The 12646-nt window shown below is 41.7% G+C and carries 13 protein-coding genes and 1 pseudogene; 7 read left to right on the top strand and 7 right to left on the bottom strand.

The window, feature by feature from the left end; translation table 11 throughout:
* Positions 1-237: 237 nt before the first annotated feature.
* Positions 238-1041 (top strand): 5'/3'-nucleotidase SurE, encoded by an 804-nt coding sequence (surE, locus tag MSHOH_RS21405; protein ID WP_048142785.1) that lies wholly within the window; start codon positions 238-240, stop codon positions 1039-1041.
* 116 nt (positions 1042-1157) lie between these two features.
* On the opposite strand, the gene MSHOH_RS24895 is transcribed toward surE, so the two are convergent.
* Together MSHOH_RS24895 and moaA are read right to left on the bottom strand one after the other, a co-directional pair.
* Positions 1158-1319, bottom strand: a complete 162-nt coding sequence (locus MSHOH_RS24895; protein ID WP_204245366.1) for a hypothetical protein — start codon at positions 1317-1319, stop codon at positions 1158-1160.
* A gap of 68 nt (positions 1320-1387) precedes the next feature.
* Positions 1388-2437 (bottom strand): GTP 3',8-cyclase MoaA, encoded by a 1050-nt coding sequence (gene moaA / locus MSHOH_RS21400; protein ID WP_048142783.1) that lies wholly within the window; start codon positions 2435-2437, stop codon positions 1388-1390.
* A gap of 447 nt (positions 2438-2884) precedes the next feature.
* Between moaA and MSHOH_RS21395 the strand changes: the two genes are divergently transcribed.
* Positions 2885-4204 (top strand): cobyrinate a,c-diamide synthase, encoded by a 1320-nt coding sequence (locus MSHOH_RS21395; protein WP_048142781.1) that lies wholly within the window; start codon positions 2885-2887, stop codon positions 4202-4204.
* A gap of 300 nt (positions 4205-4504) precedes the next feature.
* Here MSHOH_RS21395 and MSHOH_RS21390 read toward each other — a convergent pair.
* A pseudogene (locus MSHOH_RS21390) lies at positions 4505-5272 on the bottom strand (SDR family oxidoreductase).
* Between the two features lie 288 nt (positions 5273-5560).
* On the opposite strand from MSHOH_RS21390, the gene MSHOH_RS21385 reads away from it, so the two are divergent.
* A complete protein-coding gene (locus MSHOH_RS21385) occupies positions 5561-6025 on the top strand; it encodes a glyoxalase/bleomycin resistance/dioxygenase family protein (RefSeq protein ID WP_048142779.1) in 465 nt (154 codons plus the stop codon).
* Between the two features lie 81 nt (positions 6026-6106).
* Here the strand turns inward: MSHOH_RS21385 and priL are convergent, their stop codons facing one another.
* From priL to MSHOH_RS21365, 4 genes are all read right to left on the bottom strand, one after another.
* The gene (gene priL, locus MSHOH_RS21380; RefSeq protein ID WP_048142777.1) at positions 6107-7234 is read right to left on the bottom strand and encodes a DNA primase regulatory subunit PriL; all 1128 of its coding nucleotides are present in this window, start codon (positions 7232-7234) and stop codon (positions 6107-6109) included.
* Between the two features lie 6 nt (positions 7235-7240).
* On the bottom strand, positions 7241-7978 hold the full coding sequence (locus tag MSHOH_RS21375) for a DNA polymerase sliding clamp (protein WP_048142775.1): 738 nt from the start codon (positions 7976-7978) through the stop codon (positions 7241-7243).
* Between the two features lie 326 nt (positions 7979-8304).
* Positions 8305-8619: a transcription factor S gene (locus tag MSHOH_RS21370; protein ID WP_048142773.1), complete on the bottom strand. Its 315-nt coding sequence runs from the start codon at positions 8617-8619 to the stop codon at positions 8305-8307.
* Positions 8579-9013: an NUDIX domain-containing protein gene (locus tag MSHOH_RS21365; RefSeq protein WP_048142771.1), complete on the bottom strand. Its 435-nt coding sequence runs from the start codon at positions 9011-9013 to the stop codon at positions 8579-8581. The genes MSHOH_RS21370 and MSHOH_RS21365 overlap by 41 nt, the downstream gene beginning before the upstream one ends.
* An 847-nt stretch (positions 9014-9860) precedes the next feature.
* Here MSHOH_RS21365 and artA point away from each other — a divergent pair.
* The 4 genes from artA (at position 9861) to MSHOH_RS21345 (ending at position 12534) form a co-directional block, all read left to right on the top strand.
* Positions 9861-10730, top strand: coding sequence for an archaeosortase A (artA, locus tag MSHOH_RS21360; protein ID WP_048142770.1), 870 nt, complete (start codon positions 9861-9863; stop codon positions 10728-10730).
* A 5-nt stretch (positions 10731-10735) separates the two neighbouring features.
* Positions 10736-11362, top strand: coding sequence for a phosphatidylserine decarboxylase (locus MSHOH_RS21355; protein ID WP_048142768.1), 627 nt, complete (start codon positions 10736-10738; stop codon positions 11360-11362).
* 2 nt (positions 11363-11364) lie between these two features.
* Positions 11365-12108: an archaetidylserine synthase gene (locus MSHOH_RS21350; RefSeq protein WP_048142766.1), complete on the top strand. Its 744-nt coding sequence runs from the start codon at positions 11365-11367 to the stop codon at positions 12106-12108.
* A 69-nt stretch (positions 12109-12177) separates the two neighbouring features.
* Positions 12178-12534 (top strand): dihydroneopterin aldolase family protein, encoded by a 357-nt coding sequence (locus MSHOH_RS21345; protein WP_048142764.1) that lies wholly within the window; start codon positions 12178-12180, stop codon positions 12532-12534.
* Positions 12535-12646: the final 112 nt, after the last annotated feature.

Raw genomic sequence — 12646 nt, 5'->3', positions numbered from 1 at the left:
TTAAGAAAAACAAAATTACACGGGATAATACCCTTTTCCCATTTTCATTTTGAGATTTCAGGATTTATTCTCACCCCCGTTAAACATTTTTTTTATTAATATATATTGCCCATAATATATTATTTTTGTTTCTATAATTATCTTTGAATGAAAATCGGATCTGGAAAACATTTACCTGCAATACAAAGGTTAAAATCAGTGCAGCCTTTCCATAAATTTTAAATTATTCGGCAACTTATGGGAAAGCTGATGGTCCCAAAAATTCTTGTTACAAATGATGACGGTGTTTACTCTACAGGCCTGAAAGCCGCCTTTGACAGCGTTTCGGATCTTGGGGAAGTTACAATTTCGGCTCCTGCTGTCCAGCAGAGTGGAGTAGGGCGTTCGATTTCTATCTTTGAGCCCCTCCGGATCACAAAGACTGATGTAGGGGGCATACCTGCTTATTCGGTGGGTGGCACTCCCACGGACTCCGTAATTCTTGGCATTTTCACAATTCTCAAGGAAATGCCTGACCTGGTGCTCTCGGGATTTAATATTGGAGAAAACATAAGCACGGATACGATCACTACCTCAGGGACCATCGGAGGAGCCCTTGAAGCTGCAAGCTATGGAGTTCCGGCAATTGCCGCTTCCATGCAGGTGCTTGATGAGGGACAGAAATTCGATGACCCCAGGGATTATCATAGAGAGCGCTTCGAAGCAGGGATAAAAGTAGTTAACAGAATTGCCCGAAACGTGCTGAGGCATGGCATGCCGGAAAATGTGGATCTCCTGAATATCAACATTCCTTACCATGCCGAAGAGGACACCCCGGTAGAAATAACCCGCCTTGCCCGGAAGGTCTTTAAAACCGACGTTGAAGAACGTCGCGATCCCAGGGGCAGGCCTTATTACTGGATTGCAGGTGATCTTATCCGCGAAGAAGAAGAAGGGACCGACGTGCACGCTATTATGCAGAAGGGGCATGTATCAATAACTCCGATCTCCCTTGATTCAACTGCAAGAATCGAGTTTTCTGATATCGAAAAATACCTTTGAAAACAGTAAAGTTAATCTATGTGTTTTAACTAAAAAAAGAGAATAGAATCTGTACCAGGTAAACCTGTTTTTCTTTTTTATTTCAGAAAAAACTCTTAAATTTCTTTTTTCTTTCCTTACTTTGCTTCATCCTGTTCTATACGAATAGAAATTTCTTTCCAGTCGCTATCAATTGTGTGAAGAGTCTCAACCATTGCCTTAATAACGTTTCCTACTATTGTCTGGACAAACTCATTCATCGGGATTTTCCTGCCGTCTACCAGAAGTTCAATTTTCATTTTTTTCTCCTCGTTGCATTTTTTGGTTCTTTTACTTCAATTATTTCCCTTTTTTACCTTTTTCTACTCTATTTCTCAGTTGCTTTATTTTTACTTCTTTTTATATACTTTTCCTGCCTCCTTTTCTTTTCTAATTCTTCAATTCCTATAATTGGAGTATAGTAAGGTCTCCTCCGACTTACTGCGAGCCTGAGAAGTTTTTCGATCTCTTCGGGGGTCTTTGCTTCTCTTGCATCAACAAGGTTATCGTGTACAAGCAGGCAGGGCTTAAGCTTTCCATCGGCTGTGATTCTGAGCCTGCTGCAGTTAGCACAGAACTCAGAATTGTCCATTGGCCGCACAAACTCCACTTCCACGCCATTGATAATGTACTTTTTTCTGTGATGCAGGTGCCTGACTCTGACCTCGCTAGCTCTTTCTTCAAGGCTTTTTTCAAGGGCTTTTGAGTCAATGGTATATTTTGAAAGCTCAGGAGCAATGTTCATGAGCTCTATAAGCTGCAGGATGACTTTTCCTTTATAAGGACGGGTGAAATCCATCATGTCATCGATTTCGTTGTCGTTTATGCCTTTCAGGAGCACCATATTGAGCTTTACGGGAGTCAATCCGGCTTCAACTGCACTGTCGATTCCTTTGATAACTTTCTCAAGCGTGCCCGGCGGAGCTCCTGTAATCTTGCCGTACTTCTCGGAATTAAGAGTATCCAGGCTCACGTTTACCCTGTCCAGCCCCGCAGCTTTAAGGGTCTTTGCACGCTTTTCGAGCATAATACCGTTTGTAGTTGCAGAAACTTCTTTTAGAGGTGGGAGACAGGCAAGGATATCTTCAAAGTCTTTCCTGAAAAGCGGTTCTCCTCCGGAAAATTTTATCTTACTCACTCCGAATTTCGCTGCTTCCCGAACAATTCCACAGATCAGTTCCGGGCTCATCTCGTGCCCGACTGGGCCACAGGAACAGCAGTCTGCCCCCTCGTTGTGACAGTACATGCAGGAAAGGTTACACCTGTCAGTAATGGATATCCGAAGCCCGGTTACCTTTCGCCCGTAAGGGTCAACCAGGATTTTTTCTTCTTTTTCTTCCCTAAGCAGGGAACTTTTCCCTGAATTGTTGTCCTTCATATTTCCCCTGCGTATTTATATTATGGAGGTAATAATATTTTTTGGTAGAGTCCTGACCCGGTTATCTGGAATAATCAAAAGCGTCAGGACTAAAAAGAATATCTGCTAGCGATATGTTTCATCTACTATAATACCTAATTGCAGCTAATATATATCGGTAGCGCATATTATTTCGGAGAGTCGAGAAAGAAAAGTTTTAAAGTTTGATTTTTTGTTCTCTCTGCCTTTAAATTACTTTAAGCTTACTTATTCAATCCTGATTTTTAAAATTAGGCTTGTTTTAAAATCACATCTAATTTTAAACTGCACATCTAATTTACGCGAATAAGCACTGAACAAATGTGCGCAAATACGCTGTGTACGTGAACAACTGGTTTTTCCGGTAAACGGTTGCTGTTCTCCTTAACAGCCGAATTGATATATATTAATCTATACAATAGTTACCAAATGACAAAAGGAATACTTATCGCAGGAACCCACAGTGGAGTTGGAAAAACCACAGTCTCCATGGGTATCATGGCTGCCTTAAAGCACAGGCAGCTTAAAGTTCAGCCTTACAAGGTAGGACCGGATTACATTGACCCTTCCCACCATACAGCCATCTGCGGGCGTTCGTCCAGAAATCTGGATACCTATATGATGGGTACGGAAGGTGTCAGGCAGACAGTTGCCCGTACTTCTGCAGATGCTGACATTGCTGTTGTTGAAGGGGTAATGGGTCTCTTTGACGGAATTGATTCTACGGAAATTGCAAGTTCGGCACACGTAGCAAAAACTCTGGACATTCCGGTGATTCTGGTAATCAATGTCCACGGCATGTCCAGAAGTGCCGCAGCCCTCCTGAAAGGCTATTCCGAGTTCGATCCGGAAATCAGGGTTGCAGGCGTGATCCTGAACCAGGTAGGCAGCCCACGCCATGTAGAACTTGTAGTGAATTCGCTCCCTGGCAATATTCCTGTTGTCGGCACGATTCCCCGAAGGAAAGAAATTGAGGTCCCTTCAAGGCACCTGGGGCTCTACATGGCGCATGAAAAGGACTACAACACTGCGGAAATGGCAGCCTTTATCGAAGAAAACGTTGACCTTGATGCAGTGCTTGAACTTGCCGAGCCCTGTTCGGTTCCAGAAACTGAAGTAATCCAGAGTCTGGGAACGGATCTAAAGATAGGAGTTGCCTGGGATCCTGCTTTCTGTTTCTACTACCGGGATATGTTTGATTCATTCGGAGACAACGGAGCAGAAGTGGTATTTTTCAGCCCAATGGAAGGAGAAGTTCCTGATGTGGACGGAATTTACCTTGGAGGCGGCTACCCTGAGCTTTATGCAGAAGTTCTTGAAAACTCGGAGACCACCCGGAAATTGAAAGGGCTTGCGGCTGACGGCCTGCCTATTTACGCAGAATGCGGCGGTCTTCTCTATCTCTGCGGAACTTACGAGGTCGATGACAGGACCTATAAACTGGCTGATGTTGTGCCTGCAAATACGCGCATGACTAACCGGTTGAAAGCTCTCGGGTATACCGAAGCCCGTCCCCTTGACAAAAACTTCTCTTCCCGCAATATCAGGGGTCATGAGTTCCATTATTCCCTTACTGAATGCGACCGTGATGCCAGGTTTGCATACGAAATGATTCGCGGAAAAGGTATACAGGATGGTTTTGACGGTCTTATCGAGCACAACACCCTTGCAGGGTATATGCACTCCCATCCTGCAAGTTTCCCTGTAGATAAGTTCGTGGGAAAATGCAGGGAATACAAAAGAAGGTAAAGTTCAAGCTTCGATAAAGTTTCAGAACTCAGGTAGGTAAAGGTTCGGATTTTGGTAAAAATTTAAGAGCTTAGGCAATTGCCTGTGAGACAGGCAATTTTTTAGTTTTCATAGTTTTAGTTTTTGTATTGAAACATACCTCTGCCGAACTTTCTTTTTTGAAAACAGGAGAACAGTTGAAGCAGATATAAGAAAGATAAAGTTCCGTTTTCGAATCTCTCTTTTACTGATGTGTCATCATAATCTTCTAATTGGTTGAAATACTTGAAATTCAGATCTTTAAAGACAACAACATTTGCGTTAAAGTGCGGTCCAGCCGCCGTCAACTGTAATTATCTGGCCTGTAATATATCTTGATGCATCGGATGCAAGGTAAACAACTGTTGTATCCAGATCTCCAGACTGTCCTGCACGTCCCATGGGGCACATAAATTCGATAATTTTTGCAAATTTCGGGTCAGCGACAACTCCTTCTGCCATTCCGAGAGCAAAATAACCGGGTCCGATTGCGTTGACAGTAATGCCTTCTTTTGCCCACTCAGTTGCCAGAGACTTGGTGAGCATTAAAACTCCGCCCTTTGTTGAGCAATAAGCTGTAACCGGCAGTCTTTTCATTGACACTGTTGAGTGGATAGATCCGATGTTAATGATTCTTCCGTATTTTTGCTTTAACATTACTTTTCCGACTTCGCGGGCAAAGAAATAGACACCGTTCAGATTGGTATCAATCATTGTGCGCCACATTTCATCAGTTGTTTTGTCTGCAGCATCAACAAGTCCAAGACCGGCATTGTTTACAAGGATATCAATTCTGCCGAAGTCTTTTTCTGTTTGCTCCACAGCATTTTTAATCTGTTCTGTTTTCATCACATCACATACGTAATATCGGCAGGTTACTCCAAGTTCTTCAATTCTCTTCTGTACTTCCTTTTATTTTTCCTCACAACGTGCAACTAAAGCAATATTTGCACCCTGATTTGCCAGAGCTCTGGCAAAATCTACTCCAAGACCTGAAGAAGCACCTGTTACAATAGCAACTCTTTCCGTTAAATCAAACAGATTTTTCATTTCCTGTTTCTCCTTATTTTTTCATAAATTTTGTAGTAATCCAGTGATTTTAAATGTTTGTATGTTGGACTGTATGATAACTCATCGAATTTGACACTTTCAGCTTGCTAGGCTGAGATTAATAAATACCAAAGTAATTTTTAGGAACAGAAGTAAAGAACAGAAATAATAATACCGAAACGAACACTCAAAGGATTAATCGGGAAGGTTTATTATCGCTATATAAACAATAATTTGGGACAATGAATTATATCCAGTATCGTGCTCACCACAAAAGGAGGGAATAGAATGAAGTTTATATGTCCGCTTATTGTTGTCAACAATATGGAAATTTCCAGGAACTTTTACGAAAAAGTTCTTAATCAAAAAATACAGTATGATTTTGGCGAAAACATATCATTTGAAGGCGGCTTTGCAATACATCTAAAATCGCATTTTTCAGATCTAATAAGCGTAAATAAGAATAACATTATTCAAAAATCAAATAATTCTGAATTGTATTTTGAAGAGGAAGATTTAGATAGCTTCCTTCAAAAGCTGAAAGGTATGGATTCCATTGAATATGTACATAAATTAAAAGAACAGCCCTGGGGACAGCGGGTTATCAGATTTTACGACCCTGATATGCATATCGTTGAAGTTGGAGAACCCATGGAAAGTGTAGTAAAAAGGCTCTTAAATGAAGGACTATCGGTTGAAGAAACCTCAAAACGTACTTTAATGCCAGAGGAATTTGTCAGGCAGTTTTCATGAGCGGCCAATTGTGAACAGCCAATGGCTGGCATCCCTACAATTTTACTATCATTTTTTTTGTTATTTCTCTTTACTTCTCTTTCACTTCTCTTTTATTTCCCTTTCATCTCCCTTTTCCTTTCCATCATTCTTTTCATCTCCTTTTCCCTTTCCATCATTCTTTTCATTTTCCTTTTCTTTTCCCTCTGCCTGTTCTCTCTCCTTATTTTTTATGAATACTTTTTTCTCATAGTACCCAAGAGGGTGGCTGATTTTCTCGCAGAGCCTGTCTTTTCCTATGCAGTTGCCGTAAGTCCTCATAGTGTCGCAGGCTGGGGGTTTGTACGTATTGCCTGTAGCGCCTGCAATATGCTCTATCTGATAGAGAGTTTTTTCTGCATCAAAATCAGGAGAAATATTGAAAAGGTTCAGGATTTCATCCACTGACATGCCCACATTGAGCAGGAAAGAAGTCATCGCAAAACGCATAGAATGGGCAAGGTTCATCCCTCCCTGTACGTTTGCAAGCGCATGGGCAATACAGGGAGGGAAGAGTTCGGGCTCAACAGCTCCAAAGTCCGTAGACCCGAATTTCTTTTTCTGGACCTCGAACTGCTCCTTTATCTCGGCAACGTAGGGAGAACAGAAACTGGAGACTTCGGGAGGGATTTCCGGGATAGGGAAGGACTGTTCAATCCTTTCCCTGACCGCTTCTTCAAGAAGCCTTGCAAACTCTTCTTTTGTGATTTTTATTTTGCCTGCCCTGAGCTGGCGGTTTGTCAGTTTCCAGGAGGGGTCTTTCAGGGAATTTGAAAACCGGATATAGTCCGTGAAATGCATGCTGAAATAGGAGTCCTGAAAATCTGCAAGAATTTCAAAACCTTCTCCGAATTCGAGCAAAAAATTCGGGGTTTCATTTCTTAAAAAAGTATGAGCAGCCTTGGCTTCTGCCAGAGCATAGCGCCTGGTGAAGAGCTGATCGTCAACGCAGGCAACCAGCATTCTTGCAAAAGGATAGGAAAGGAGTTCTGATAACACCTGGGCTTCCCCTGATACAGGGGATTTTTTAATTTCTCCTTCCAGAGCCTCTTTTACCCTTTCTATCCCCCTGGCTCTTGCAGCCCTGTAAGCCCTCGAATTGAGCAGGCTTTCTAAGGAAATTCCCAGGTTTCCAACGTGGGCAGATGCTTCTGAAGTAAATGGGTAATATGCAAGTTTTTCTGCCTGCATGCCACCTTAGTCCGACTCAATTCTCGGGGCCAGAAGGTAAGAGATTCTTCCTGCGCCGTTCGCAATTTCAAAGTCAATCAGGATGGGGAAGTCTCTTCCAAGTGAGAGAGTAACCTCACTTACCTTGTTTGTTGGCTTGACAATATCTGTCAGGTAGTCCAGGGAGAAGAGGGAACAAGCTTCACCTGCTTTAAGGTCTATTAACTGGTCTCTGCCCATTTCCAGCCGGACCTGATCGGTATCGCCCTTTGCTTCCATATAGAAAGTATCGCCGGAAACTCCCATAAGCATGTGATCGCTTATTTTTTCTGCAGCTTTTACGGCACGTCTGAGGTCTGCACCGTTCATGACAACTTTGGCAGGCAGTTCAAGCTGGGGAACTCTGGGTTCTGCACGGATTGTTGAAGGATCAAGAAGAGAAAGTGTATAGGACAGCCCTCCTACATCAATCAGGAGTTTATTGCTTCCTTCTTCAAGCTGCATCCGGACTGTATCGCTCCTGTCCGCAATTCCCAGAAGGTCGGTAATCTTATTCAGGTCGATTCCTATTTCGCACTCATCAGCGCTGTACTCGTCAAAAGCCGATGATCCAAGTTCAAAAATTCCCATAGCAACGTTGGCAGGATCAACCGCCTTTACTGAAATACCTTCGGGTTTAATTTTGAATCTGACCTCATCTACAATTACAGCCAGTGCGGCAATCGCGTCTTTCAGAAGCTCTGCATTAATTGCTGCCTTGAACATGATTCTTCTCCATCAAATAAATTAAGCCTTAAACTCCTTATCTATCCCTGGATATATAAATTTCCTTACAATTTGGAACAATTTATCCTTTTGAGGAAAGTTTTTGAATCGGAATAGGTAACCACATCTGAAATCGAGCTAAACTATTAGATTCAAAGTCCGGGCAACTATATAAATCTTGGTCAGAAAATCAGGAAGCTTCAGGCTCTGCCTGAGATACTAAAGAAATTCTGACCTGAGAATCCGTTATTCAGAAATACATTCTTCTGAGTTATATTTCCAGAAGTACGTTTTTAAGAAGGGCCCGGAAGGAAAAAGTGTGGAATTTAGTCGTATTCTCTCCAGGTGAACCCGCATTTCGTACACTTGAGGAAACGCGTTTCGGACTCATCTGCAGACCTGAGCTGTCTGAGCCACCAAGCTGCTGTGTTGTTCCCACACTCAGGGCACTTTACACTCGTTGTTGGCAGGCCTGAGGTCTGTTCACCTTCGAGTACCACTACTTCGTGATCGTCAATTTTGGCTTTGGAGACGAAATTCTTTGCATTATTTTCAATCGGTATTATGTTCCCACACTTTCTGCACTGGTAATTACCGTCTTTAGGAAACATCATACTTTTGCATTTGGTACAGAATTGCATTAATATCACTTTTTGCATCGTTTATCATTTTATTATGATCAAAAGCCAGATCAGGAATCGAATCAAACTCAAAAAGTTCAACAGCATCAGCGTCAGAACCTGATTTTAAATATCCTTCTCCTTTAGCAAGGTAGCACACGGAGACTGTGTGCCTCCTGGGGTCACGTTCAGGGTCGGAATAGACACCGATAAGTTTGATAATCTCTACAGAAAGGCCTGTTTCTTCAAAAGCTTCCCTGGAAGCTGCTTCTTCTGTACTTTCTCCGATTTCGACGAAGCCGCCAGGAAGGGCAAATTTTCCTTCAAAGGGAGGGTTTTTTCTCCTCACCAGAACAAGCTTGTTTTTAAAGAGAATTACAGTGTCAACAGTTAGGCTGGGGGTAGTATGTTTCATAAAAGCCTTCGCAGTTCACTTTTCGTGAGATATTTTTTCCTCTACTAACCTCGTTCCTGATTAGCTTTTTCTGGCAAAGTGCCAGGGAGAATAATATATTAGTATTGTACATATTGTAGAAACTCGTCATCATATTTCAATTATTCTTCTCAATTTTTTTAATCTTTTTAATTCTATTTTGAGTTATTCCTAGGTTTTCTGTTCTATGAGTCGAGTCTCATCAAGTAAAAGAGTCACTTACACAATAGCCTTTATTAAAGATTTCTCTTTTATAGATAACCAAAAAGCTCTTCACGTATTTTTTGAACTTTGAGTCCAGATAGTTTTTCCTGTAAATAAAAATGTTTTATATTCCGCTATTTTTCTATAATAGAAATCTGTTATTTATCTACAGGCCCTTAACATGCGGGCTCTTAACATTACCAAACGCCTGACTGCAGAAGTCCGGGCAGGTATTTATATATCTAGAGTTAGGTCACATGCCGTAGCCCATACTCGGTATCATCTATCGATATCATCACGCTATATTACCGGAGATGCGTTCTCTGGTGTTATCTTTCAGGTACATGTCTACCAGTGTCCCAATGTATCATTTGGGAACAACTCATTAGATGACTGTAAATTCGATATATCAGAAAAGTAAAATCCATAACCTTTGAGTTCCTTAATATTTATTGATGTGAAAACTTTAAGTTCTTTGTAGAACTTTATGGAAATCTATAAATTATTTTAGGGAACTTCATATTCTACTTCCTGGAAACTTCAGAACTTGCTCGAGATTTTCCGATATCATTGGAAAACATAGAATATTGAATAACTTTATCCCGGGCAAAAAGGTGCGTGAAAAATGATAGAAAGTGTACTCTGGCTCGCAGTCGGGTTAATGATTGCGTCATCCGTCATCCCCAGAACTTCGAGAGTTCGTAAACTTATAGGGGGAATAGGATGGGGTCTGTTTTCCATTCACTGGGGATACCAGCCTCTCCACTACATCGAGACTCAGGATTATGCCAATGTGGTCCTTACGCTTGTATTTGCCTTTTTCTGCTTACTTGTGGCATATATCATGCTCCGCGAGTATAAAGAGGGTCTCCTAGTTCTAAAAAACAATAGAGAAATAATGCACTCGACATTCTCAGCTCAGACTGAGGAAAACTCCCTTGACATAACTTCAATGCTTACAAGTGCAAGTGCGCTTGGAGCTCTTGTTTACTTCCCATTTGCAAATTTCTCTCCTCTGAACACCTGGATTATAGGGAACGTTACCTCCCAGGTTACCTGGGTTCTCCAGTATTTCGGGGTCCCTGCATACATGAAATCCTGGAATACGATAACTCTTAACGGATATACGGTCGAGATCATCCTGGGCTGTACCGCAATTGAAAGCATTGCTCTTTTTGTGGGGCTGATAGGTGCGGTCAGAGCTCCTCTTAACCGTCTGGTTCCGGCTTTCATTGTATCCGTGCCCGTGATTTATGTGCTCAACCTTATAAGGGATATTTTTGTGGTTGTAGCTTATGGGGAACAGTGGTTTGGAGCGGACAGTTTCATTATTGCCCATAATTATATTGCAAAGGCAGGGTCAGGAATAGCCCTCTTCTTAATTTCATATGCTGTACTCAAGATTCTGCCTGAGCTACTGACGATGATTGATGGTCTCTGGGTCATACTCTCCGAAGAATTGAAATATCTTCTGCATAGATTTGCTGGGGACTGAGATTAATGATTGCAAAAGGATCTGAACCCTGGCTTTTTACAGCTGCGTCTGTAACCGCCCTGTTTGCAATTCTTTCCTGGGCGACGGATAGTTTAACCTTCCTTAATCATATGGCTCATATGGGGATGGCATTAACTTTTGCTATGGTTATTTTTTTCAGAGACCCCGAAAGAAAAGTAGAAGTTTCTGATGATTACATGATCTCTCCTGCCGATGGCACGATTATCGATATCAGGGGCAGGAAAATTTGTATTTTTATGTTTCTCCAGAATGTACATGTTAACAGAGCTCCGATTTCCGGAAAAATCAGGGAGATAGTCTACAAAAAAGGTGGTTATCTTCCTGCTTTTTGTAAGGACTCGGAAAGGAATGAAAGAAATGAGTTTATTATCCACAGCAAGTACGGGGATGTAAGGGTCACACAGATTGCAGGCACCATTGCCCGCAGGATTGTCACATACTCAAGTGTGAATGATATTGTAGAGCAGGGACAGCGTATTGGTATGATCCGCTTTGGATCAAGAGTTGATGTAACGATTCCTCATAATTTTGACATTAAGGTTCAAAAAGGGGAGAGAGTGCTTGCAGGCAAGACAATTATAGCAACAATAAATAATGACAGGAACTTTTGAATATGAACGTATTTCAGATGTTAAGACTCCCGGACCTGGTCTCTCTTTTGAACCTGATTTGCGGGATTGGCTCCATTGCAGTAGCTGCCCAGAGTGACTCTTTTGGCTTTGCTCTAATCTTACTTCTGCTTGCGGCAATTGCAGATGGGGCAGATGGATACATTGCCCGTCGATTTAAAGGGGGAGAACTTGGGGAGCAACTTGACTCCCTGGCAGATGCAGTCTCTTTTGGGGTTGCTCCTGCTCTTCTCATATTCCTCGAATTCGGAGCAAAAGAGCCTATTGTTGGAATATTTTCAGGCTTTTATGCTGTCTGTGGCGTACTCAGGCTCGCCCGTTTCAATTCTACTATATCTGTCCCGAAGGCAGGATTTGAAGGGCTTCCTATTACCGCAGGCTGCATAATGCTTGTTACATACCTTTTGCTCGGGGAAAACTTTGTGATAGTAGATGTTCTGCTTGCTCTGACTCTTGCCCTCTCTATACTTATGGTGAGCACTGTAAATTATCCCAAGATCAGGAACATCAGAATTCTGGCTTTTGTGGCTTCTGTGTTCGGGATAACTATGCTTCTTTACTTTATCGATGTGCAGTATATGCGGTTCTTTTCTTTCCTGCCCTTTATCCTCATGCTGAGCTACCTCTTTTCACCTTTCTTGAAGATTCCTCTGATCAGCATTGCTAACAGCAAAGATTACGGCAGCAAGAAAGGGCTGAAAGCTGAAGGAAGGAAAGATAAACAGTAAAAAAAGTAAATTTACTTCAAAAATTACCCCAGCATACAGTCACATCGAACTGGCAAGGAGAGGATTAATTTGACCGAAAATAAAATAACAGATAGGGATAACGCACTTTTCGAAGCAGGAATAAAACTGGGAGCTCTATATCATCAATTTACAGGTTCCCCTATAAACCTGAAAACAGCTTCAAGCCTTGAGCAGGCTATTCAGGAAAGCATTTCGGTTCAGCCCTTCGTAGAAAACATCTCAGTGAAAATCGACCGGGATCTTTTAAAAAGTAAATTAAACAGCGAGTTCGGATACACAGAACTTCAAGGACCCATGCTTGAGGTTAAAATCACTGTAAAATACGGCTCTTCACGTGTAAAGGTCGCAATTGAATACGATTCTGAATTGAATTATCCGTTGATGAAAATTCAAAATATAGAATAAAAGTGAGAGAAAAAAAGAGAAAAAAAGAGAAAATTTAGGATCGGATAAGTTAAAAAAGTCTGGTTTTCAAAAAATTTGAATGTTTAAAAAATTAAATTTAAGGAAAGGATCA

This window comes from Methanosarcina horonobensis HB-1 = JCM 15518, assembly GCF_000970285.1.
In the GTDB taxonomy this organism is placed as follows: domain Archaea; phylum Halobacteriota; class Methanosarcinia; order Methanosarcinales; family Methanosarcinaceae; genus Methanosarcina; species Methanosarcina horonobensis.
This window is presented reverse-complemented; position numbering and strand designations above follow the sequence as displayed.

Bases quoted from the DNA above. Each gene is read 5' to 3' on its own strand.
- MSHOH_RS21355 (WP_048142768.1), top strand. From the start codon at position 10,736: ATGATTGCAAAAGGATCTGAACCCTGGCTTTTTACAGCTGCGTCTGTA.
- surE (WP_048142785.1), top strand. From the start codon at position 238: ATGGGAAAGCTGATGGTCCCAAAAATTCTTGTTACAAATGATGACGGT.
- MSHOH_RS21395 (WP_048142781.1), top strand. From the start codon at position 2,885: ATGACAAAAGGAATACTTATCGCAGGAACCCACAGTGGAGTTGGAAAA.
- artA (WP_048142770.1), top strand. From the start codon at position 9,861: ATGATAGAAAGTGTACTCTGGCTCGCAGTCGGGTTAATGATTGCGTCA.
- MSHOH_RS21385 (WP_048142779.1), top strand. From the start codon at position 5,561: ATGAAGTTTATATGTCCGCTTATTGTTGTCAACAATATGGAAATTTCC.
- moaA (WP_048142783.1), bottom strand. From the start codon at position 2,437: ATGAAGGACAACAATTCAGGGAAAAGTTCCCTGCTTAGGGAAGAAAAA.
- priL (WP_048142777.1), bottom strand. From the start codon at position 7,234: ATGCAGGCAGAAAAACTTGCATATTACCCATTTACTTCAGAAGCATCT.
- MSHOH_RS21375 (WP_048142775.1), bottom strand. From the start codon at position 7,978: ATGTTCAAGGCAGCAATTAATGCAGAGCTTCTGAAAGACGCGATTGCC.
- MSHOH_RS21370 (WP_048142773.1), bottom strand. From the start codon at position 8,619: ATGCAATTCTGTACCAAATGCAAAAGTATGATGTTTCCTAAAGACGGT.
- MSHOH_RS24895 (WP_204245366.1), bottom strand. From the start codon at position 1,319: ATGAAAATTGAACTTCTGGTAGACGGCAGGAAAATCCCGATGAATGAG.
- MSHOH_RS21365 (WP_048142771.1), bottom strand. From the start codon at position 9,013: ATGAAACATACTACCCCCAGCCTAACTGTTGACACTGTAATTCTCTTT.
- MSHOH_RS21350 (WP_048142766.1), top strand. From the start codon at position 11,365: ATGAACGTATTTCAGATGTTAAGACTCCCGGACCTGGTCTCTCTTTTG.